This window comes from Bacillus sp. JJ722 (assembly GCF_036963345.1).
Taxonomy (GTDB): Bacteria; Bacillota; Bacilli; order Bacillales; family DSM-1321; genus Bacillus_AD.
Genome location: NZ_JBALMO010000184.1, coordinates 1 through 23,628, shown reverse-complemented (window position 1 = coordinate 23,628; position 23,628 = coordinate 1). Strand labels below are relative to the sequence as shown.

Genomic DNA, 23,628 nt, shown 5'->3' with positions numbered 1-23,628 from the left:
ATAAACACTATACTATCTCTAAAACATGACAAGTTATGTCATGTTAAAAAAGAAAAGGTGAGAAATATGTCAAAAGCCAAGCGTCTATTGGATATTCTTTTATTTGCTAGTGCTAAAAGGAAGTTTACAGCTCAAGAAATTGCAGATGAATTTAATATTTCTATACGTACCGTTCATCGATACATATTGGACTTAAGCGATATGGGTTTACCGATATATGCTGAACAAGGACGGAATGGTGGATATACCGTTTTAACCAATAGAATGTTACCACCTATTTTATTTACAGAAGAAGAAGCCGTTTCAATCTTTTTTGCTTTCCAATCTTTAAGCTATTATCACAATTTACCATTTGATACCGAAAATAAGTTCAGTAACACATAAACTATATAGTTCCCTACAAGATGATGCCAAATCAAAAGTAGACAAAATGCGTTCTTATATAGCTTTTTGGAACCCTAAAAGAACAATAGATGCACCATTCCTGAATGATGTTCTAGAGGCTTCTAGTGCAAATAGTAATTTACACATTCAGTATGAATCTAAATCTGGAATAACTACTAAGCACCTCCGACCTATCGGTGTATATGCTCATGATGGATTATGGTATTTACCGGCTTACGATTATAATAAGGAAAAAATATTACTATATCGTGTGGATCGCATAACATCTATCTTATCAACTGAAAAAAATGATGATGAATTTATAAATTTAGAACAATGGTTTAAATCTAATGAAGTAAAAAATCCAATTCGATTGCATGTTTTATTAACTACAGAAGGTGTCCGTCAATGTAAAAGCGTCCCTAGTTTTGAAGGTTTGGTAGAGACGAAAGATAATGGAACAGGATATATTGATTCAATGATTGACAAAGGTGAACTTGGTTTTATAACTCCTCTTTTTTATCGCCTTGGGATTCACGCAAGAATTCTAGAACCTAAGGAATTGATAGATGGTTTGCGTCAAAAAGCCGAAGAAGTTTTAACTATGTATCAAGATGTCTAACAAAGTGTTTATTCTAGCTTTTATGCTACTTTCTAATAGATCACACCCTCCTGTAGTCATCTAAAATCTTTTAGGAATAAGGGCGTTATAAACTGCTCCTATAATGCCCTTTAATTGATGAACACCTAAATCCGTATTAGTCATAATGACGGCACCACTTTCCAAATGAGGGTATGCCACCATCATACATTGAAAACCTACACCCCAACCTAATGAAGAAATTTCAATATTTTGTTTGGAACCATCTAGAAAAAGCCCTAGTCCGTTCCAACCTTTACAGCCTTGGTACGTAATCATTTCATTTGCTTTATTTATAGATAGACCTAACCTACTTTTCCCTTTTAGAGTATTCATTAATTCAATGGTCAAAAGTGCTAAATCTGAAGGTGTTGTCCATAACCCGGCAGCTACTGAATACGGATAAATCGTAAATTTATTCTGCACTGTTTTCCCATCTTTATGGCCACAAGCAAAATCTTCTCTTCTTGAATCCGGTAATACATACTCAAATGAACTATTTTTCATTTTCAACGGAAGAAATATTTGCTCATTCATTACGTCTTTAAATGATTTTCCAAGACTATCTTCTATTAACTGCTGTATGATACAAAAGCCTGCATCAGAATATTGAAAGTCACTCTCTGGTTCATACTTAACTTCAATTGGTGCAGCACAATAGGATGTTCTACCTTCTAATACATCAACGTTACTAGGAAAACCATAAATAGAATTTAATTCTGTAAAACTACCTTCAGGATCTACAACGCCCGATTGATGACTTAGCAAGCTCCGTAATGTGACTATTTTTTTTAGAGTTAGTTCATTTTCAGGTACTTTCCATGATGTCAGTCTTTTGTTAACATCTTCATCTAAATCTAAAATACCTTGCTCCGTTAATTTCATAACAAGCATTGAGGTTACAAACTTACTAATTGAACAGGCATTAAAAATAGTATTACTATTTATTTTATTATCGGTTCCTACCTCAAGAAGACCGTATCCTTCTGCCATACTAATTTGGCACTTATCAATTAACGCAAGGCTTAAACCAGTTACATGATAATGCTTTAATTGCTCACTAATGTTATTACTTTTTAGCCTCATAAAATACCTCCATTTTTGAGTTACGATAACAAGCTTATCTCAAATAAATTATACTCAATTGAACAAAAGCATTATATGATTAAGTAAATATTCTGAAAGCGAGTTGAAAATTGATGATGTGGTCACCTTTATTCGAAAATGATGTACCAGTAGTTATTCTCCCTTAACGGTGAAATAACTATATCTCCGTTAAGGACAATAGTAATTGTCTAAGCCCAAACGGAGGATAACATTAATGAAAAACACTTTATTAGGTTCTTTATATTTATCTCTCGCTGCTAGTATCTGGGGCGGAATGTATGTTGTGGTCAAAGTTGTAGTAGATATTGTGCCACCACTTGAATTGGTATGGCTGCGCTATGTCATTGCCCTAATCGCTTTACTAATGATTGGGTTAATTACAAAACAATCATGGCGGATTGCGAAAAAAGACTGGCTATTAATTTTTATGATTGGATTAATTGGAAATACGATTTCAATCGTAACCCAAGAAGTCGGTACAATGCTATCTACTGCACAAATGGGGGCCATTATCACATCAACAACACCGGCATTTATGGTACTTTTCGCACGTGTCATTTTAAAGGAAAAGATCACGTTTAAAAAAGCTATTTCCATTATTTTAGCGTCATGTGGAGTCTGGATTATTGTTGGAAATGCTCATATCGATTCATCACTACAGCTTGGTGGTATCTCACTGCTTATTGCTGCCCTAACATGGTCACTTATGTCTATTCTAATTAAACGGGTACCAAAGCAATATTCACAAATTGTCGTAACAAGCTATGCTATTCTTGTCGCAATTGTTCTATTAACGCCCTTTACACTTGGTCAACTAGGAAAGCTCGATGTACACGCAATGATGCATCCATCAATTTGGGGTGGTCTTTTATACTTAGGAGTAATATCTACCGCATGTGGCTTTATACTGTGGAATCGTGGACTCCAAATGCTTAACGCTTCAAGTGGAGGATTATTTTTCTTTTTACAACCGATAGTTGGTACATTTTTAGGATGGTTATTGTTAGGTGAAAGTATTGGCTTATCATTTTGGATAGGAACAATACTAATCTTTATCGGGGTATTATTGGTCATAAGAGAAGAATAGGCATTCAAAAGCTGATTGGTCGCTTGCCAATCAGCTTTTGCTTTTATATTGGTATAATTTTGTTCATTGGATTCATACTCCTATTCTTTCAATTAACCTCAAGTAATCAATCATAATTTGCAAGAAACTTCAATTCTTTAATCAAATTGTCTTCAAATAATGATGACATATTCAAATCATTAATTAACCACAATAACCCTAATCCCCAATCTTCGTCATGTTCTTCCATTGCACGCATAATACCTTGTTCAATAAAAGGTTTAACAATCGAAGGATCGATATTCTTTAATAGAACAATGATAATATCTACTCCTGGCCAGTTAGTATCCTGGAACCATTCCATCAAATATGGCAAGGCTTCTTGATTATTAGGATAACCTATTTGATTAAGCACAATAGAAGCATTATACCAACAGCATTTACTCAATAAATCATTAGACTGTTTGGCTAGTAGCACAACATCTTTACCTTTTAATTTCGAAAGTTCGTCCATTGCATATTCCTGAATAGCGTCAGGTTTATGCCAGTTTAAATCTAAAATAAGTTTCTCTAAGGCAGTCATTTTCATTTCCTCAATTTTTAATAAGATACTAAAAATTCAATTTGTATTGAAATATTCCCTGTCATCATATCATAAATCATATTCTGCTACTCTAATTGATTCAATGGTGCCAACCTTTCACTACCTGAGATAAGCAAAATAAAGCCTTAAACTCTTAATTACGTCAAAGAATTTAAGGCTTTTATTATTAGCGAACTTTCTCAATCCTTTTTGGTTTGAACACTTATCTATTATTGAAGTTATTCATACTCTTTCTCAAATTCAATCGTACTTCTCACAGTATCAATTGGTCGTACAAGTTTTTCAATATGTTGACGTTGCTTTTCTAAAAACGGTGGTAATGATAGTTTTTCTCCTACTGTTTCGTAAGGTTCATCTCCCATAAATCCAGGACCATCTGTCGCCCATTCAAATAAAATTTGTGGTGCTACACGGGCATAAAGCGATTCAAAGAAATAACGATTCACATATCCAGATGTCTGATATCCAAAATCTTCAAGACGTTCCGTCCACTCATCCAACACTGATCGGTCCTCTACGCGGAACGCAGCATGGTGTACTGTACCATATCCTTGTCGTGCAATCGGTAACACTGTATTATGTTCTACAATAATTTGTGCACCATTTCCTCCTTCACCCACTTCAAATAAATGATAAGAACCTTCTGCATCAATTTCTTTGAATAACATCACTTTCTCTAGCATTTGCTTGAAGAAATTGAAATCTGCGATACGAATGAAAATTGGTCCTAATCCTGTAATTGCGAATTCTAATGGAATCGGTCCTTTTTGCCAAGGTGTGCCAGACGCCACACCTTTATTGTTTTCATCTGAAATCAATTGATACTGTTGATCATCAAAATCGATAAATGATAATGTCTTTTTCCCAAATTGTTCATTAATACCCGTATGTTCAACTTTAAGTCGATTAAAACGTTTTACCCAATATTCAAGTGCCGCATCTGTCGGGACACGAAATGATGTTTTTGCAATTTCATTTGTTCCATGTACCCCTTTAGGAATATTCGGGAAATCGAAAAACGTCATATCCGTACCAGCACTTCCCTTATCATCCGCGAAAAATAAGTGATACGTTTGAATGTCATCCTGATTAACTGTTTTTTTCACTAAACGCATCCCTAAAACGTAAGTGAAAAATTCATAGTTTTTTTCGGCACTGCTTGTGATTGCTGTAACGTGGTGAATACCTTTTAAATGATTCATTTTCTTTTCCTCCTATTATCTCTTTTCATTTTGTGTGAGAATGTTTATTTCAGTTTTATTTATCTCCGATTCGAGATAATTATTTAAAAAATTATCATTCTTATTTTCTTCTCAATATTCATTTTCTATTAATGCGTTAAATATCTCTAAATCAATTATCTTTAATTCGAGATAAATTTATCATAAATCCGCTTCAGTTGTCAACCTATCAGATTGATAAAAAAGTTGTTCTTTATCGTATGCTCTATTAAAGGTTAAAAGCGTTAATTTATTTAATCAAACTTTATCTCAAAGCTACAAAAAATAATACAGACTGCACTTTTTAACGCAGTCTGTATCGAATAGAAACAAGTACTAATATTAATCTTCCTTAATAATAATTAATGCTTAATAGTCAATTATATAAATAATGGATTACATCTTTCACTGCCGCTTCACCTTGATCAATACAATCCGGCAAGCCTAAGCCTTCATATGAACTACCCGAAAAGATAACTCCAGGTAAAGATTCATTCAAATCTTTTTTCAACTGTTCTATTCTTTCTTTATGACCAACTGTATATTGAGGCATTGCTTCTTTCCATCTTGATATTACGGTAAACTCAGGTTGCTCCGTAATGTTCATCGTTTTATTTAAATCATTTAAAACGATTTTCTCAATATCCTTATTTGATAGATCAACAATTTTCGAATCATTTGGCCTTCCAACATAGCAACGAAGTAGTGCCTTTCCTTTTGGGCTAGAATGAGGCCATTTTTTATGAGCCCATGTACAAGCTGTAATTGAATAATCACATTTTCTTGATACGACAAAACCTGTTCCATTTATATCATCTTTAATAGCACTTTGGTTAAATGCCATCGCTACCGTTGCAACACTAGTAGAAGGAACATTTGTGAAAGGTGCCATAAACGGAAAATTCGATAAAATGGAAGCAGCTTCTTGATGAGGAATCGTTACAACAACTGTATCAGCCTCTATGACAGTAGTATCATTTAATTGTAATCGGTACTGCTTGCCTTCCTTTGCAAGAGTTTGTACCTTCGTATTCTTTAAGATTGTTACTTCATCTAAAGCTAATTCAATTTGATCGACGAATGATTGCAGTCCCGTTTTAATTGTTAAAAACATACCTTTTTTTGATTTTGAATTTGCTTTCGTTTTAGGTTTTGCCGGAGTAGCTCTCTTCATTCCAAGTACGAGACTTCCGTACTTCTGCTCTACTTGATAAAACTGTGGAAATGTCGACATTAAACTCATTTCATCGATATCACCAGCATATATACCAGATAATAAAGGTTCAATTAAATTTTCAACTACTTCATCACCTAGTCTTCTTCTGAAAAAAGCACCTAAAGGCTGATCTTGTTTTTCCTTTGATTTTGGTAATACAAAATCGGCAGCTGCTCTCAACTTACCAATCGGTGAAAATAACCCTGTTGTTACAAATGGTGCAATTTGCGTTGGAATTCCCATTATTGCTCCACCAGGCATAGCGTATAATTTTTCTCTCGCAAGCACAAATGATTTACCGGCTGTGTTGTTCACTAATTCATGCTCCATACCTACTTCTTTAGCCAACCTAGTTGCGCTTGTTTTTCGTTCAAGAAAACAGTCAGGCCCTCCTTCAATAATAAAGCCATCTCGTATAGTCGTTTGAATTTTCCCACCCAGTCTTGAACTCGTTTCGATTAATACAATATCAATAGGTAATGATTGATTCTTTTTTTCCTGAAGTAAATAATAAGCTGTTGTTAAACCAGTAATGCCTCCACCAATAATTACAACCTTTGACCTTTTTTCCTCAACCATTTTATCGCCTTCTTCTTAAATGTAATTGTTTCCCCTAGTCTGAAGTTATTTAAGAAATTACAATTTGGAATGATATTTCGGTATATAATCACAATATGGTTCTTCAGAAAGAAAGTTATTCGTATCATAGTACGCTCTGGCACGGCAACCTGAGCAAACATTTATGTATTCACATTGACCACATTTTCCTTCAATTAGTTTAGGATCACGTAGTTGTTGAAAAAGAGAAGAATTTCTCCAAATATCGCTAAAATGTTGTTTCATTAATGACCCAGCTTTAATTGGCAGATAACCACATGGTTGTATATCTCCTTTATGGGAAATAAAGCATACGCTTGTACCTGCTAAGCAGCCTTTTGTAACTGCGGCCATTCCATGTGATTGTACAGTAACACGTTCACCTTTCTCCTTTGCTTTCTGTCTCATAATTCGATAATAATGAGGTGCACAAGTGGCACGAATCTCAAAATCTACTTCTTGAGACCTTTCATAAAACCATTCTAGTACTTCCTCATATCTACTTGAGCTTAACATGTTGCTTTCAACAATCTGAACACCACATCCAACCGGTACTAGCATGAATAAGTGAAGTGCATCAACATTGTTTTGTTTGCACAACTCAATCATGTCTTCCAAGTAATCAGCATTATGTGACGTAATTGTCGTATTAAATTGAAGTTGAATGCCTTGGTTTTTTACATTTCTTGCCCCTTGTAGCGCTTGTTCAAAAGAACCTTCTAAACCTCTGAAATGATCATGGATACTCGAATTTGGTCCATCAAAACTTATAGCAACCCGTTTTATGCCCACTTCTTTTATTTTCTTCGCGATATCTTCGGTAATCAATGTTCCATTCGATGCCATTGCAACAGATAACCCTTTTTGTGTAGCGTACTCTGCAATTTCAAAAAAATCAGGACGATACAAAGGCTCCCCACCCGTTAAAATGAGTAACGGTTTAGCAAAATCTGCTAACTCATCAATTACTTGAAAAGCTTTTTCGGTTGACAGTTCATCTCGTGATCGAACTGGCTGTGCAGTCGCACGACAATGTACACATTTCAAATTACACCCTTCAGTTAACTCCCAAAAAATTAAGCGAGATACCTTTTCAGAATTAGTAAAATGTCGATGTTTCAATGGCTGTTCCACTTTCATGGACATGAAATACACTCCTTAGTAAAAAGTATTTTAGTCAAATTTCGGGCCTTGTTTTGCTACTCTCGATGTTTCATCTTTATCGTATCAATCCTAATCAATTGTTACATTCTTCACAAAGTATTCCATGTAAAAAAGAACATTCAAATAAATCACCCTCTCGATATATTCTAAATTCATTAATATTCTTTAATTATTCTAACAAAAAAGCTTCTTTTTATTTTAGAAAAGATGTAAGATTCATCAATCTGTTGAAAATAAAAGCTCGCTAGTAAGCGAGCTTTCAGTATGTAACAAAAATCTATACATTTTGTGATGTTTTATGATCAGTAGCAACTTCATCCTTTTCTTTCATTTTACTGAAAATAGTAGCTAATATCGGTCCCGAAATATTATGCCAAACACTGAAAATGGCGCTTGGAACTGCTGCTAGTGGAGAGAAATGAGCAGTCGCAAGTGTTGCACCTAATCCAGAGTTTTGCATACCAACTTCAATTGCAATTGCCTTCTTCTTAGCCAAATTCATTTTAAATATTTTAGCAAAGAAGAAACCAATTAAATAGCCCAATACATTGTGAAGCACAACAACTGCAAAAATCATTGCACCCGTTTCAGCAATTTGCTCTTGACTACCCGCAACTACAGCTGACACTATTGCTACGATTGCAACCACTGAAACTAATGGCATCACCTTTACACTAGCTTTTGCTTGTTTATTAAATAACTTCTGAACAATTAAACCTAAAACAATTGGAATAAGAACAACTTGAACAATAGAAATGAATAATGATGCTGGTTCAATATTGATCCATTCACTCGCTAATAATAAAATTAGTGCTGGTGTTACAATTGGTGCTAATAATGTCGTAACCGAAGTAACTGTTACGGATAACGCTACATCACCTTTTGATAAAAATGTCATAACGTTAGATGAGGTTCCTCCTGGGCAACATCCTACTAAAATAACCCCTACTGCAATTTCCGGTGGTAAGTCTAAGCCCTTCGCTAATAAAAATGCAAGGGCAGGCATGATGAGAAATTGACCAACAACACCAACAGCTACATCCTTTGGTCTTGTAAATACCTCTTTGAAATCTGCTCCAGAGATCGTTAAGCCCATTCCAAACATAACTATTCCTAATAAAATAGTAATATATTCTCCAATCCATACAAATGAAGAAGGAGACAAATATGCTACTGTTGCAAAAATCAGCACCCAAATAGCAAAAGTACTACTAACAAACTGACTAAATCGCTCTAAAGCCTTCATTCTATACCTCCAATAATATATTTTGATAATGTATGAGATTATACATTATTATCTAAATATAGACAATAGTTAGAAAAATAAATCTACTTTCGAATTAAGATAAATATATAAATATCTATAAATAGAAAAAGCTCAAACCCTTTATACTACAGAGTTTGAGCTTATTTATGATGCACGAAAGGTACATTATCTTCGAGCAAAATCAACGAACTTAAATTTATCCGGTCTATGTCGCGATTCTGTATATTGAAATAAGCTTGTATCATCTAAATATGTGAAGCTTTTAATAACGACAATCATGTCGAAGTCTTTCATATCTAAATACTTTTTATCTTCTTCATTAGCCATTTGGACAGTAATTTCTTTTCTGGCATATGCTATTTTATATCCCAACTCACCTTCAATATAACTGTATAGAGAATCCTGACAAATCTCTTCAGTTAGATGGCTTACATACTTCTGTGGTATATAATCTTTATCCAATATAACTTTTTGTCCATCAAATATTCTTTTTCTAATGATTGTCCACACATTCTCATTAGAATCAAGTTTTAATTTCTTCATTATATTTTTACTCGGGATGCTACAATCCAAAACATCAACTTCTGTTGTAACTGTTTCCCCTAGTTGCTCAGACAATTCTTTGAATGAAACAACCTTTGAAACAGGAAAGTCGAATTTTTGAATATCCAATACAAACGAACCTTTTCCGTTCACTTTGCTAATATATCCATTTTGCTCTAATTTATTTAATGATTTTCGAATCGTATCGCGAGAAACTGAATAAAACTCCATTAAACTTTTCTCGGAAGGCAATTTATCATTAACCGCATATACTTCGTTCTCAATTTGATCAACGAGATCATTATATATATTTACGTATTTCTTATCCATTTTAATCACCGTAAATATTCTATCATAAATTTCACAAAAAAGAATTGACTCTAACTATTTCAGTAAACATAATATACAATCGATTCGTACGGTCTAAGATTGATTTCTTTACTAAATGTAGGTGCATTTTCGTAATTTCCAATTAAAATGGAACTAGTTTTAACACCCTCCATTACGTTGCTTGGTAACTGCACCTTTGCCTCTTCAGCATAAAAATTATTTAAAACAATTAGCAAGTTGTTTTCATAAAACCTTGTGTAAGCCATCACCTTTTCATGATCTTCTAGAATCATTTTGAAATTACCCTCAGCAATAATCGGATATTCCTTTCGTAAAGCAATTAATTTTTGATAGAAATAAAAGACCGAATTCGGATCTTCGAGAGCTTTCATTGCATTAATTTCCTTGCTTGAATCCCCAAGAGAAATCCACGGTGTTCCAGAAGTGAAACCAGCGTTATCTTCATCATTCCATTGCATCGGCGTTCTAGAATTATCACGAGACTTAACTTTCAAAATCTCTATAATATCTTGCTCTGGCACACCTTGCTGCTTCAAAATTGTATAATAATTGATGGACTCCACATCTCTATATTGTTCAATGCGATTGAAATTAGGATTTGGCATTCCAAATTCTTCACCTTGATAAATATATGGTGTTCCTCTCATCATATGAACGGTTGTAGCAAGCATCTTTGCACTTTCTTTATGATATTCCTTGTCATTACCGAATCTGGAAACGATGCGTGGCTGGTCATGATTGCACCAAAAGACAGCGCTCCAGCCATTTCCTTCTTGTATCCCTTCCTGCCACGTTTTAAAGATATCCTTTAACATATGAAAATCAAAATCCATCAACGTCCATTTATCTTGATTTTTATAATCTACTTTTAAATGGTGAAAGTTAAATACCATTGATAGCTCATTTTCGTTCGGATTAGAATACTTAATACAGTGATCAATCGTTGTTGATGACATTTCTCCTACAGTAATGACATCTTCATATTTACCAAAGGTATTTTCATTCAATTCTTTTAAATATTCATGGATTTTCGGGCCATCTGTGTAAAATCTTCTGCCATCTCCAGTTTCGTCATCTTCAAATACTTCTGGCTTAGATATTAGGTTAATTACATCTAATCTAAAACCTTTCACTCCTTTATCTAGCCAAAAATTGACCACTTTATAAATATCTTCTCTTACTTCGTTGTTTTCCCAGTTCAAATCACCTTGTGTGACATCAAATAAGTGCAAGTAATACTCTTGGAATTCTTCTCTGTATTCCCATGCCGAACCACCAAATTTAGAAATCCAGTTTGTTGGTTCTTTACCATTCTTTCCTTCTTTCAAGATATAAAAGTTTTTATACTTTTCTTCTCCTTGTAATGCTTTCTTGAACCATTCATGTTCTGTCGAAGTATGGTTAAAAACCATATCTAGCATAATATCAATTTTTCTTTTGCTCGCTTCTTCAACTAGCTTTTCAAAATCCTCCATTTCACCAAACAATGGATCAATATTATAATAGTCAGCAATATCATAACCATTATCTCTTTGTGGCGAAATATAGAAAGGTGTTAGCCAAATATAATCCACGCCAAGCTTTTGTAAATAATCAAGCTTCTCTATAACGCCCTGCAAATCACCTATGCCATCTCCATTGGAATCATTGAATGAGCGAGGGTATATTTGATACACTACACTCTGTTTAAAATTCCTCACTATATCCACTTCTCTTTCATTCCTTATTACTTTTGCACGGTTTGATATGCCGGCAATTTACGTCTTCCTACAATCGTTGTTAATAAGAATGGAATCACAATTGCTACAACCATTGAAATTGCAAATATTCCCATACTACTTGTTTGCATCGATAGAATACCCGGTAATCCACCAACACCAATCGAATTGGCCATCGCATTATTGCTAACAGAAATAATGGCAGCCACACTTGAACCAATCATTCCTGCAAAGAACGGAAAACTGTATTTCAAGTTAACACCGAATAAAGCTGGTTCCGTTACCCCTAAATAAGCTGAAATACAAGCAGGTACATTAATTTGTTTTGCCTTTTCATCTCTTCTTTGTAAAAACACCATTGCAAGAACAGCTGAGCCTTGAGCAATATTAGATAGTGCAATCATCGGCCATAGTGCTGTCCCACCCATTTCAGCAATTAATTGCAAGTCAATAGCATTTGTCATATGATGTAAGCCTGTAATTACTAATGGTGCATACGCAAAACCGAATATAGCTGCAAATAACCAGCCAAATGTAGATGTTAAACCGTTATAAACAACTGAAGAAATCCATTCGCCAATAGTCCAACCAATTGGTCCCAATACAGTATGTGCAAGTAGAACAGATGGTATTAGAGCAAAGAAAGGAACGATAATCATTGAAATTGACGATGGACAAATTTTTCTAAGTCCTCTTTCCAAATAAACTAAAACAAAACCTGCTAATATAGCTGGAATGACTTGGCCTTGATAACCAATCATATCAATTTGGGCAAATCCAAAATCCCATGCAGGTATATCTCCGCCACCAGCAACTGCATATGCATTTAATAGCTGAGGAGACACTAATGTAATACCTAAAACAATACCTAGAATTTGAGTTGTCCCCATTTTCTTAGTAACAGCCCACACAATACCAACAGGTAAGAAATGGAATATCGCTTCTCCTATTAACCATAGAAAACTATGCAAGCCTGCCCAAAATTGTGACATTTCTACAAGTGTTTTCGTACCATCTTCGAACATTTTCACATCGCCGATAATATTTCTGAAACCTAGTACCAAACCTCCAACAATTAAGGCTGGAATGATTGGTGAGAATATTTCAGCCAAATTCGCCATCAGTCTTTGAACGAAATTCATATTATTCTTTGCTGCACTTTTTGCTTCATCTTTACTTACTGAGTTAGCACCCGATAATTCCATGAAATCATTGTAAAAAACCGGTACATCATTACCGATTATCACTTGAAATTGACCTGCCTGTGAAAATACCCCTTTTACACTCTTTAAACTCTCAATTTTTTCTTTGTTAGCTAATGATGGATCTTGTAATACAAATCGCATGCGCGTTGCACAATGTGTAACAGCGCCAACGTTTTCTTTTCCACCAATGTATTCAAGTAAGTCTTTTGCTTCGTTAGCATATTTACCCACTGAAAAAACCTCCCTTACTTTTATCCCTGTACGTATAGGTATTGATTTTATTTTACCTATACGTACAGGTTTCTGTCAACGCTTTCATGGAAGAATTATATTTTCTTATTTTAAAAACATGATAGGACGTTCTTTTATTTAAGGATTTATCTATTTGCCTTACTTAGTATTCTATTATTTTAAGATTTAAGGTTGCTGTAAGGTTGGCACAATAATGCTGTAAGGATGAACATTTATATTATAAATATCAACAAAAACATTAAATCTGACGAGGTGAAAACAGATGGAACCATTATTAAGAGTAGAAAATATTAAAAAAACATATGGCAAAACTGGCGCAGTTTATACTGCGATAGAAAATATATCTTTTGATGTTCATAAGGGTGAATTTGTAGGAGTTATGGGGCCCTCTGGGGCAGGTAAATCAACTTTGCTAAATATGTTAGCAACGATTGATTCACCAACTGAAGGAAAGATATATATGAATGACATTAGTATCCATGACATGAAGAATGCGGCCTTAGCCGATTTCAGACGCGAGAATCTTGGTTTTATCTTCCAAGATTATAATTTACTCGACTCTTTAACTGTAAAGGAAAATATACTCTTACCACTAGCTATTGAGAAGATTCCAGCGAAAGAGATCAATAATATAGTGAATATAATTGCGAACGTATTTGGTATTGAAAATATCTTACAGAAATACCCCTACCAAATTTCAGGTGGGCAAAAGCAAAGAACTGCTGCAGCTAGAGCACTAGTAACTGAACCTGCCTTGATTTTAGCAGATGAACCAACAGGTGCACTTGACTCAAAATCAGCAACAAATTTACTTGAAAGCTTAAGCAATTTAAATGAAAACAAGAAAGCAACCATCCTCATGGTTACACATGATGCATTTGCTGCAAGCTTCTGCCATCGTATTATTTTTATTAAAGATGGTACGCTCTCAAAAGAAATTTATCGTCGAAATACACGTAAAGCCTTCTTTCAAGAAATCTTAGATGTCCTTGCAACAATTGGAGGTGGAGCAGATGACATTATTTAGTCTTGCAAGAAAAAATATTGTACGTAACTTCAAGCAATATTTTCTGTATATCGCATCTATGGTGTTTAGTATTGTTATATACTTCACATTTGTGACGTTAAAATATAGTGACACGATTGCTGATAAAACAGATTCTTCACCTAAAATAGATTCACTTATGAGTGCATCAGCCGTTATTTTAATACTTTTCGTTACAATTTTTATAGCATATTCAAATTCTTTCTTTATGAAGAAACGAAAAAAAGAAGTGGCACTGTATGCATTATTAGGAGTTCATAAACGTCAAATTGGTTTTATGCTCTTTTTTGAAAATTTATTATTAGGTTTAATCTCACTAGTAGTTGGGATTGTACTTGGATTCCTTTGCTCAAAGGGATTTATGACACTTTTGATACGTTTAATGGGCTATGATGCAGTCGCACCATTTACTTTATCGCAATCGGCAGTTTTAAATACTGCAATTGTATTTTTCATTATTTTCCTATTAACATCCCTTCAAGGGTATCGTTTAATTTATCAGTTTAAACTAATTGATTTATTTCACGCATCAAAAAAGGGAGAAGTAATACCAAAACCTTCTATTATTGTATGTATTCTTGGAGTTTTACTAGTAGGCATCGGTTATTGGATCGCAATGCAAGATGTGGTCACTTCTAAAGTATGGATGCAAATCGGTTTATTACTGACACCACTTATTATTTTGGCAACAGTTATTATTGGTACGTTTTTATTATTCTACAGTGTAACAGGATTTATTTTAAACAGAATTAAAAGAAGAGAAAATTGGTTGTGGAAAAATCTTCATTTAATCACAATTTCACAATTATTATATCGTGTTCGAGCAAATGCTCGTACATTGACCATAATTGCGGTATTAAGTGCTACTACAGTAACAGCAGGCGGTGCGATATTCAGCCTTTACTATAACATAAATGACTCAGTTCAGACCGCCAACCCAAACACGTTTATGTATCAACAATCAGATTCAAAAACAGATGAACAAGTGAGTAGAAAACTTACTAATGTCAATTATGATGAAAGTATCGAAGCACTCTCGATCACATTCGATAGTAACGAATTAAATTCGATGTTTGAAAGCTCAGATAAAAGAATGTACACAGTTATTAACGAAAACACATATAACAAACTTGCAACACTGCAACATAAAGAAAAAATCCAAGTCAATAATGACAATGCTGTTATGTTGGATGTTAGTTATGACGAAAGATTCTCCCCTAAATATGAAGGGAAAATGATTAAATCCGAAAGTAATATTGCCATCACGTTTGAAAGCTTTAAAACACAAAGCGTTTTAAATGTACGTACATCAGGCTTAGTCGTAATTGTTTCAAATGATTATTATGATGCATTACAAAAAGACGGACAAACCATAAATTATCGTGTTATAGATGTAGATAACGCCTCTACAGAGTTATCTAAAAACATTGCAAAACAACTTCCTGAAGAAGCTCAATTTTCTAGTGCTCCACAAGATTTCCAAACAAGTGTTGAAAACATCGGTTCACTACTTTTCATAGGTAGCTTCCTTGGCCTTGTATTTTTGGCAGCTACAGGTAGCATTATTTACTTTAAAGTTTTAACAGAAGCAGAAGAAGATAAATCTCAATATAATATGCTTCATAAAATGGGTGTTAGCGCGAAAGAAATGAGAAAATCAATCGCTTCACAAGTATTCGTCATCTTCTTTGCACCACTATCTGTAGGTTTATTACACAGTGCTGTAGCGTTAAAGACTTTTTCTAATTTATTATCTATGAATCTAGTAAAACCTGTAATCATCTGGATGATTGCTTATACAATTATTTACGGTCTGTATTACATCTTAACAATAGTTTCTTACAATCGCATTATCACACAAAATAATAAAACAGAAGGATGATCAAGATGAAAAAATTTCTAATAATAATAGGAATTGTGTTTAGTATAGGAGTTGTAGGTATCTTATTGCTGACAAAAGTTGATTTTAATCGTATGAATGCTAATCACTATTATTTACAAATAACTGAGGATGGAGTGCCGCATGAAAAAAAACTAAGTAATGGTGAAATAATGACTACTTACTCATACAAATTAAATGCGACGAATGATGAAGGAAAATCCAAGACACTTGAATTCAATGCTCAAAAAAACCTACGCAAAGATGCCTATTTAAAAATGTATGTTAAAAAAGAGAATGAAGTATCATCATATGATGAAGTACAATTCAAAGACATTCCCGAAAAGGCACAAGAGAAATTAAAATAAAATATGATCTATAAACGATAAGAAGACTCCGGTAATAAATTCGGAGTCTTCTTATCTTATAAAATCTAGCTAGTTTTATAAGCATATTGTAATTGTGGTTCCTTTGTTTTCAACACTTGTCAACTGTAGACTTCCATTATGAGCTAAAATTATATCGCGAGCAATTGCCATACCTAGACCAGTTCCATGTGTACTGTTTGTATTTGTCCCTCGATAATATCGTTCAAATACTTGTTCTAAATCATTTGCAGGTATACCACGACCATTATCACAAATCGTAATTTGCGTATGATATTCTACGTCAGGTAATGACTTATGCTCTTGTTTACTATGTGAATGAATATGGTCTATTTGAATTGTAACGATTACATCTTCATCATTATGTACAAGGGCGTTGTAGACAAGGTTTAAAATGGCTCTTTTAAGTAACTTTTTATCTACATTATGCATTGCTTTGTTTACATTTGCCTCAAAATTAACCACCCGATGACTAAATTGTAGATCATTTAACAGTTCAATCGTCATTTCGCGTACAAATCCTACGATATTAACTTCTTCAAAATTCAAAGATAGTTGTTGATTACGTAGACGCGTAGTTAAATTGAGGTCATCTAATAAATTTTTCATATATACTGTTTTTTTTGTAATAATAGATACATATTCAAGCGTTTCTTGTGATGATAAATCTGTCGCGTGTTCTTTCATTAGTTCGGCATAGCCATGAATAGAGGAAAGAGGTGTTTTCATGTCATGGGAAACATTACTTATCCATTCCTCACGCATTCGATCAAGTTGATTACGCTCTTTCTCATGCTGGTCTAATTTCTCCGAAAGTTCATTCATATTTTGAAAAACATCTTGATAAACGCCTTCTGGTACAGGCATCTTCTTATAACGTTGCTCGCGAAGTTGCTGTATTCCTTCAATTAACTTATTGAGTGGTTTTGTTAAGTTTTTACCAAATAAAAAGCCAATAACTAATGCGATAATTACATCCACAATTAATAATTTTAAAAATATGATGTTAAGGTCTTTAAAACCTTTGCTATAATCAAACGTTAATACATAGCGATTGACCATTCGATCCTTAATACCTAAAAAATAACTGTAATTTTTGGCTTCACCTGCAAAAACAGTTGTATCCGCATCTACTTCTTTATATTTATACATTTGTACAATCTCAATCGGAGAATACTTTGTTGGTAATGTTGAAGGCGTATTAAAAGCCTTCACTTCTTCACCATTTTCATCTAAAAATTGCACCCAGCCATTCATATCCTTAAGCCGTTCAAGACCTTCTTGATTTACAACGGGTACACCGTTTTCGACTTCTACATATTGTGAAAAAATCCGGCTAAAGTTCTCCACATCTTCTACTTCTGTGTCAAAAATGTTATTGGTGGCTTGTAAAATGAGTGTGCTAAATAGAAGAAGTGTATTTACTATAACAACAATTACAACGATTGCTACAACGTAACCTAAAAATCGGTGCGTTAGTTTCCACTTCATTCGCTTCACTCCTTGGCATGTAATTTATAACCAAGCCCTTTAACAGTTAATAACAACGTAGGTTTTGAAGGATCTTCTTCGATTTTCTCTCGCAAACGGCGAATATGTACCATTACAGTATTATCCGAACCAAAGAACTCATCGCCCCACACATGTTCAAGCAACGTTTCCTTGCTCAAAATCTGATTTGAATGATGCATGAAACAGCTCATTAGTCCGATTTCTTTTGCTGTGAGTTCAAGAGCTTGGCCATTCTTCTTCAATTCTGTTTCATTAGCGCTTAGCTCAAAAGGACCAACTTTCAAGCTTTTTTGTTCTACTTTATGTTCTGTGTAGCCAAGACGTCTTAGCTGTGCTTTAACTCGATAAGCTACTTCTTTTGGGCTAAATGGTTTAGTGATATAATCATCTCCACCCATTGCTAAACCTAAAATTTTATCAACTTCCTCATCTTTTGCCGAAATGAATAGAATAGGAATATTTGATATTACACGCAATCTCTTACATAAATCGTAACCTTCTCCATCAGGTAACATAATATCAAGTAAGACAAGTGCAGGATTGTATTGCTGGAACTTCTCCCACCCTTCCGCACACGAGCCCGCTGTTATGACATTTTCTATTCCTTCTTTATGTAAAGATGTCTTTATCAAATTAGACAAATCTTCCTCGTCGTCAATAATTAAAATCCATTGATTAAGATCCATTCTCCTACCTCCAAAACACTTTCTTTGCATACACTATAGTTTACCCCAGAAAGTGTACGGATTGGAGAAAATTTAATGATTAATCATGATACCGTCACATTAATTATTACTGCTAATTTGAAATGAAAATAACCCCCTTCAAAACGAAGGGGGTTATTTTATTCTTAATCCTATTTAAATAAATTAATCGTTGTAATAATGATTGGCATGCCAAGTACATCAATAAGAAAGGCTCCAACAATAGGAACGATTAAGTATGCTTTTCTTGATGGGCCAAAACGCTGTGTAACTGCAGCCATATTTGCCATCGCATTTGGTGTCGCGCCAAGTCCGTGTCCTGTAAAACCTGCCACCATAACTGCTGCATCATAGTCTTTGCCTAGTATGCGGAACAAAATGAAAATACCGAACAGAACGATAAAGACAACTTGTGTAAATACGATTACTAACATCGGTAGTGCAAGATCAGCAATTTCCCATAGTTTTATACTCATAAGAGCCATAGATAAGAAGATTCCAAGTGTCACGTCACTAATCAAATTAATACTCTTCATATCAATTGCTTTAGGATCGAATTTATCCACAATGTTACGGACAATGACTGCCACAAACATAGCGCCTACATAAGTAGGTAGAACAAAACCTGTTGCTGACGAGAACAGTTCGCCTAAATACGTCCCTAAAGCCATACAGAATGTAATAAGTAGTACTTGGATGAAAAAGACATTTGTTGTAATCGGTTTAACATCCTCTTCAACATGCTTTACCTCTACGTCTGTCTCAGTCGGTTTTAAATCATATTTTGAAACTAAATATTTCACAGTTGGACCGCCAACTAATCCACCAGCTACTAGTCCAAAGGTCGCTGCCGCGATTCCAACTGACAATGCTGAATTAATTCCCATGTCTTCAATAGTTTGTCCAAATGCTCCTGCCGCTCCATGACCACCTTCCATGGAAACAGCTCCCATCATTACCCCGATTAATGGATGAATATCGAACAATGAAGCCAAAGAAACACCAATCACGTTTTGTGCTAAAGCCAAGAATCCACAAGCCAACCAATAAATAACAAGCAGCTTTCCACCTAATTTAATCAGTTTAAAGCTTGCACCCAATCCCACTGTTGTAAAAAATGTAAGCATGAATAGACTTTGAAGTGAGGTATCTAAGGTGATTTCCAGTATACCAGTTGATTTTAAAATCGTTGCAAGAATCGCAAACAATAGTCCTCCAATAACTGGCGCAGGAATACAAAATTTTTGCAAAAATCCAACTCTATTTAAAATGGCTGTCCCTAATACTAAAAGTGCTACTGCCAAAAAAATCGTAGTTACTTGATTAAGTTCTAATGTCATCATGGTTCCCCCTTAAAACAGCCATAATGGCTTCATTCGTCAAATATGCACCTAATTTTACTGTTTTACCATTTTCATCTAAAGCAGGATTCACTTCACAAATATCAAAGGAAAGCGTTTTCTTTTTAGATAATATCGTGCGGATAAGTGTGCGGACACCCATTGGAGTTAATCCGAAAGGAGACGGAGCACTTACGCCTGGCGCAAATGCAGCGTTAAGTACGTCTGTACAAAGTGTAAGTATCACATAATCTTGTTTATCTATAAATTCATTTATTTTAGCAATAATTTCTTCCATCTTACCTTCGTGCATATCTTCTTCGTAAACATAGCTAGCACCAAGTTCATCCGCTTTATCAAATAGTTCCTGCGTATTTCCATAACGTTGAACTCCAAGCACGAAATAACGACTATTCTTATCTTCGTCCAATATTTGTTTGAACATTGTCCCTGAAGAAGGCTGAACTTCATACGAGCGTAAATCGAAATGAGCATCAATATTGATGATTCCGAGTGAAGCGTCTTTTCCTATATGCTTGCGAACACCTAAATAATGACCATACAAAGTCTCATGCCCACCGCCTAAAATAATGGGTGTCATTGATTTAGCAAAAATGTCAGAAATAGCATCCCCCAATGCTTTTTGAGCTTCTTCAAGCTCTTCATTTTGACAAATAATATTCCCCACGTCAACTAAACGGCTTCCTTCTTTCAATTTCCAAGGAAGACTTGCTAGGGCTTGTCTAATTGCATTTGGTGCTTGTGCTGCACCTAATCGTCCCTGATTACGTCGAACCCCTTCTTCACATTCAAAGCCGATTATTGCACATGTGTTTTCCAAAGCAGAACTTAATTTATTCAAATGGCATATTTCCACCACTTGATGGTAACGGAAACTACTTCTTCTTTCTGTATGATCTGTTCTTCCAGTCCAAAATTCTGCTGAACTATTCTCTAACAATCCCCTCACCCTTTCTGAACTTTCTGAAATATACTCCGTTTTTTGATTATATAATGGCAGACTTATAATTTCTAATATATAATTCATATAAGTTGATAGTTTAAAGCTATAAATATGAGAGGAAGGTTTCTTTGGATATAAAACAATTACTTTATTTTGTGACAGTTGCCGATCTATTAAGTTACTCTAAAGCCGCACAAAAGCTACATATTTCACAGCCTTCATTGAGCAATGCTATTAAAAATTTTGAAGATGAAGTAGGCTCCCCCTTGCTTGAAAGAAGTACAAGGAAAATTGAACTGACTGATGCGGGTGTAATCTTATATAAGAAGGCTATTCAAATTCTTTCTCAAATGAATATTTTGAAAAGAGAGATGGAAGAAGTGAGGCTTACCGGTAAAGGGGAACTTACTATTGGCATGATTGAGTCAGTGAGGCATTGGATACCAAGAGTGATTCATGAATACCAAAATCAATTTCCTTTAATGAATTTTAAGTTAATAGAAGTACTTAGTGGAAAAGCGGTTAAAGAGTCTTTAAGGAAATATCACACACATTTCATCATTACAAACCAAGCTATTCATGAGGAAGATATTGAATCAATCCCTTTATATGAAGAAAGATTAATCCTTGTTCTGCACAAAGACCACCCCTTGTCTCAGAAGAAATCCATTACTTTAAAAGATTTAGAAAATGAACCTTTCATTATCAGTACGGAAGGATTTCAGACAAGAGAAGATATTTTAAAAGCTTTCAAAATTGAACAAGTATCTCCAAAAATAAAGTTTGAAATCGAGCGATTTGAAACCGCTCTATCATTAGTAAGTGAAAGTCTAGGTATCACCATCATTCCAGAAAATTATTTATATGATCCAATTGATGAATCAATTGTCCAGAAAACGATTGATTCATCAGCATTAGAAAGAACGGTCTATTTAACATTTATGAAAAATCGTTATTTAGTTCCCGCTGTCCAGACATTTTTGGAGGATATTAAACGATATTTTATTTAAAAAACATTTAAAAGGACACCCTCTTAAAATAGAAAGTGTCCTATTCTTACTCAAATTAAGTAATACAATAGACAGACTTCTCTTATAACAATTCACTCGAAAATAAGCTTTACCTTCCCCTATGCATTAATCACACTTCCCACTCCAATTCATACTCTATAAAGAAAAACGCATGGAGGGTTCTTTATGCATCTTCGAGGACGCTTACAGTCTTTGAAAAACAATTTTATCGTTAGAGCAAACAAGATTATCACTGTAAGTTCATTAGGTACAATCGAAAATGGTGGATTACTCATTCATAATGGAAAAATTAAAGACATACTTACTCCTGACTTATTGGAACAAACTCACAATATCGAAACCATTGATTTGAAAGATTATATAATTACTCCATCGTTAATAGATTGCCATACTCACTTATTAGAATTTGCTCCAAGTTCTTTATATCCTATTACTCAAGAAACACACTTCCTTGCCGCCCAATCGATTATTTTACAAACACTATCCAATGGTATTACGGCGATTGGAGAACAATTATGCGGTCATCCACAATGCGAGTTTCGTATTAATGATTATCGAAAGATAGCTAAAGCATTACCTATCGATATTTCATTTGCCACAACAAGTATTACAATTGGCTTTGATCAACCTGTTCATTTCAGTGCCGTTTCAGGCTCTACTTCCATAACAAAAGAACAATTGATAGACCCTCAACTCATTAAGCAACTAGCAATAGAAAACGATTATCCGGGAGAAAATATCTTTCTTAATGCGACACCAGCTAATTTTACAGCTGATACCGTACCAAGAGCGGGTGAAATCGTATATACACAAGAGGAACTTCAGAAAATTGTACACCTTTTTCATGAAAATTATAAAAAAATTGGCGTACATGTCGCTGGTAAAGAAGGTATTGATATGGTTCTAGATGCGGGAGTTGATGTACTACATCATGCTCATGGCATCACTAGCGAACAAATTGCAAAAGCAGCAATGCTTCAAAGAATGATTGTGACAACACCTTTAGGAGGAACACATCTCGTCCCTAATTCTCCTACAGAAATTGCACAATTATTTGAAGCGAATATTATTACAGCAATAGCAACAGATTCCTACTTACCACCTTACCCAAATGTAGACTGGCTTCCATATCAAGATTGTCAATTAAGAGGACCGGAAACTTTAATGGAAATAGCACAACCTTCTATGAAACTTTTACATAATAGAGGTTATTATGAAAATGATTTGTTAGCATTATTGACTTTAAATCCAGCAATCATCCTTGGTAAAGAGCAACAATTTGGTAGCTTGGAACCCGGTAAAGATGCGAATTTCCTCGTTACCTCTGGTGTTCCAGGATTAGAAATAACAGATTCCTCTGATATTCATGCAGTTTACTATAAAGGCAAATTAGTGATAAATAGATTTCTTCACTCGAGGCTGTCCGAAAAGTG

General features: G+C 34.4%; 19 protein-coding genes and 1 pseudogene. 7 read left to right on the top strand and 13 right to left on the bottom strand.

The genetic code is table 11. From position 1 onward, the window contains the following. The first annotated feature begins 66 nt into the window (after positions 1–66). A pseudogene (locus tag V7014_RS19990) lies at positions 67–1,006 on the top strand (helix-turn-helix transcriptional regulator). Between the two features lie 60 nt (positions 1,007–1,066). Here V7014_RS19990 and V7014_RS19985 read toward each other — a convergent pair. Further along, positions 1,067–2,110 carry a serine hydrolase domain-containing protein gene (locus V7014_RS19985; protein WP_335509625.1) on the bottom strand — a complete coding sequence of 348 codons (1,044 nt, stop codon included), beginning with the start codon at positions 2,108–2,110 and terminating at the stop codon, positions 1,067–1,069. A gap of 235 nt (positions 2,111–2,345) precedes the next feature. On the opposite strand from V7014_RS19985, the gene V7014_RS19980 reads away from it, so the two are divergent. Continuing rightward, on the top strand, positions 2,346–3,218 hold the full coding sequence (locus V7014_RS19980; protein ID WP_335509623.1) for a DMT family transporter: 873 nt from the start codon (positions 2,346–2,348) through the stop codon (positions 3,216–3,218). Between the two features lie 106 nt (positions 3,219–3,324). Here V7014_RS19980 and V7014_RS19975 read toward each other — a convergent pair whose 3' ends face one another. The 8 genes from V7014_RS19975 to treP form a co-directional block, all read right to left on the bottom strand. After that, positions 3,325–3,780 (bottom strand): DUF5071 domain-containing protein, encoded by a 456-nt coding sequence (locus V7014_RS19975; protein WP_335509621.1) that lies wholly within the window; start codon positions 3,778–3,780, stop codon positions 3,325–3,327. Between the two features lie 239 nt (positions 3,781–4,019). Beyond that, the gene (locus V7014_RS19970; protein WP_335509620.1) at positions 4,020–5,003 is read right to left on the bottom strand and encodes a ring-cleaving dioxygenase; all 984 of its coding nucleotides are present in this window, start codon (positions 5,001–5,003) and stop codon (positions 4,020–4,022) included. A 394-nt stretch (positions 5,004–5,397) separates the two neighbouring features. Continuing rightward, positions 5,398–6,816 (bottom strand): protoporphyrinogen oxidase, encoded by a 1,419-nt coding sequence (gene hemY, locus V7014_RS19965; protein ID WP_335509618.1) that lies wholly within the window; start codon positions 6,814–6,816, stop codon positions 5,398–5,400. Between the two features lie 57 nt (positions 6,817–6,873). Beyond that, positions 6,874–7,980 (bottom strand): radical SAM/SPASM domain-containing protein, encoded by a 1,107-nt coding sequence (locus V7014_RS19960; protein WP_335509616.1) that lies wholly within the window; start codon positions 7,978–7,980, stop codon positions 6,874–6,876. A 295-nt stretch (positions 7,981–8,275) separates the two neighbouring features. Further along, positions 8,276–9,244, bottom strand: coding sequence for a bile acid:sodium symporter family protein (locus tag V7014_RS19955; protein WP_335509614.1), 969 nt, complete (start codon positions 9,242–9,244; stop codon positions 8,276–8,278). 186 nt (positions 9,245–9,430) lie between these two features. Next, complete coding sequence (treR, locus tag V7014_RS19950) at positions 9,431–10,138, bottom strand: trehalose operon repressor (RefSeq protein ID WP_335509611.1); 708 nt, start codon at positions 10,136–10,138, stop codon at positions 9,431–9,433. 59 nt (positions 10,139–10,197) lie between these two features. Continuing rightward, entirely contained in the window at positions 10,198–11,859 is a 1,662-nt protein-coding gene (treC, locus tag V7014_RS19945) for an alpha,alpha-phosphotrehalase (RefSeq protein WP_335509609.1), read from the bottom strand. Between the two features lie 26 nt (positions 11,860–11,885). Beyond that, complete coding sequence (treP, locus tag V7014_RS19940; protein ID WP_335509607.1) at positions 11,886–13,313, bottom strand: PTS system trehalose-specific EIIBC component; 1,428 nt, start codon at positions 13,311–13,313, stop codon at positions 11,886–11,888. A 283-nt stretch (positions 13,314–13,596) separates the two neighbouring features. On the opposite strand from treP, the gene V7014_RS19935 reads away from it, so the two are divergent. The 3 genes from V7014_RS19935 to V7014_RS19925 are packed head-to-tail and all read left to right on the top strand — an operon-like array spanning position 13,597 to position 16,626. Beyond that, a complete protein-coding gene (locus tag V7014_RS19935) occupies positions 13,597–14,361 on the top strand; it encodes an ABC transporter ATP-binding protein (protein WP_335509605.1) in 765 nt (254 codons plus the stop codon). After that, the gene (locus V7014_RS19930) at positions 14,348–16,261 is read left to right on the top strand and encodes an ABC transporter permease (protein ID WP_335509604.1); all 1,914 of its coding nucleotides are present in this window, start codon (positions 14,348–14,350) and stop codon (positions 16,259–16,261) included. The genes V7014_RS19935 and V7014_RS19930 overlap by 14 nt, the downstream gene beginning before the upstream one ends. Before the next feature lie 5 nt (positions 16,262–16,266). After that, the gene (locus V7014_RS19925; protein WP_335509602.1) at positions 16,267–16,626 is read left to right on the top strand and encodes a YxeA family protein; all 360 of its coding nucleotides are present in this window, start codon (positions 16,267–16,269) and stop codon (positions 16,624–16,626) included. A 75-nt stretch (positions 16,627–16,701) separates the two neighbouring features. Here the strand turns inward: V7014_RS19925 and V7014_RS19920 are convergent, their stop codons facing one another. From V7014_RS19920 to hutG, 4 genes are all read right to left on the bottom strand, one after another. Then, positions 16,702–18,135: a sensor histidine kinase gene (locus V7014_RS19920; protein ID WP_335509601.1), complete on the bottom strand. Its 1,434-nt coding sequence runs from the start codon at positions 18,133–18,135 to the stop codon at positions 16,702–16,704. 5 nt (positions 18,136–18,140) lie between these two features. Continuing rightward, on the bottom strand, positions 18,141–18,842 hold the full coding sequence (locus V7014_RS19915) for a response regulator transcription factor (RefSeq protein ID WP_335509599.1): 702 nt from the start codon (positions 18,840–18,842) through the stop codon (positions 18,141–18,143). 170 nt (positions 18,843–19,012) lie between these two features. Beyond that, a complete protein-coding gene (gene gltS, locus V7014_RS19910; RefSeq protein ID WP_335509597.1) occupies positions 19,013–20,200 on the bottom strand; it encodes a sodium/glutamate symporter in 1,188 nt (395 codons plus the stop codon). Beyond that, complete coding sequence (gene hutG / locus V7014_RS19905; RefSeq protein WP_335509594.1) at positions 20,184–21,161, bottom strand: formimidoylglutamase; 978 nt, start codon at positions 21,159–21,161, stop codon at positions 20,184–20,186. Before hutG ends, gltS begins: the two co-directional genes overlap by 17 nt. 131 nt (positions 21,162–21,292) lie before the next feature. Between hutG and V7014_RS19900 the strand changes: the two genes are divergently transcribed. Together V7014_RS19900 and V7014_RS19895 are read left to right on the top strand one after the other, a co-directional pair. Beyond that, positions 21,293–22,174 carry a LysR family transcriptional regulator gene (locus tag V7014_RS19900; RefSeq protein WP_335509592.1) on the top strand — a complete coding sequence of 294 codons (882 nt, stop codon included), beginning with the start codon at positions 21,293–21,295 and terminating at the stop codon, positions 22,172–22,174. A gap of 186 nt (positions 22,175–22,360) precedes the next feature. Continuing rightward, positions 22,361–23,628, top strand: a 1,268-nt coding sequence (locus V7014_RS19895; protein ID WP_335509591.1) for an amidohydrolase family protein, incomplete at its 3' end; no start/stop codon positions are given.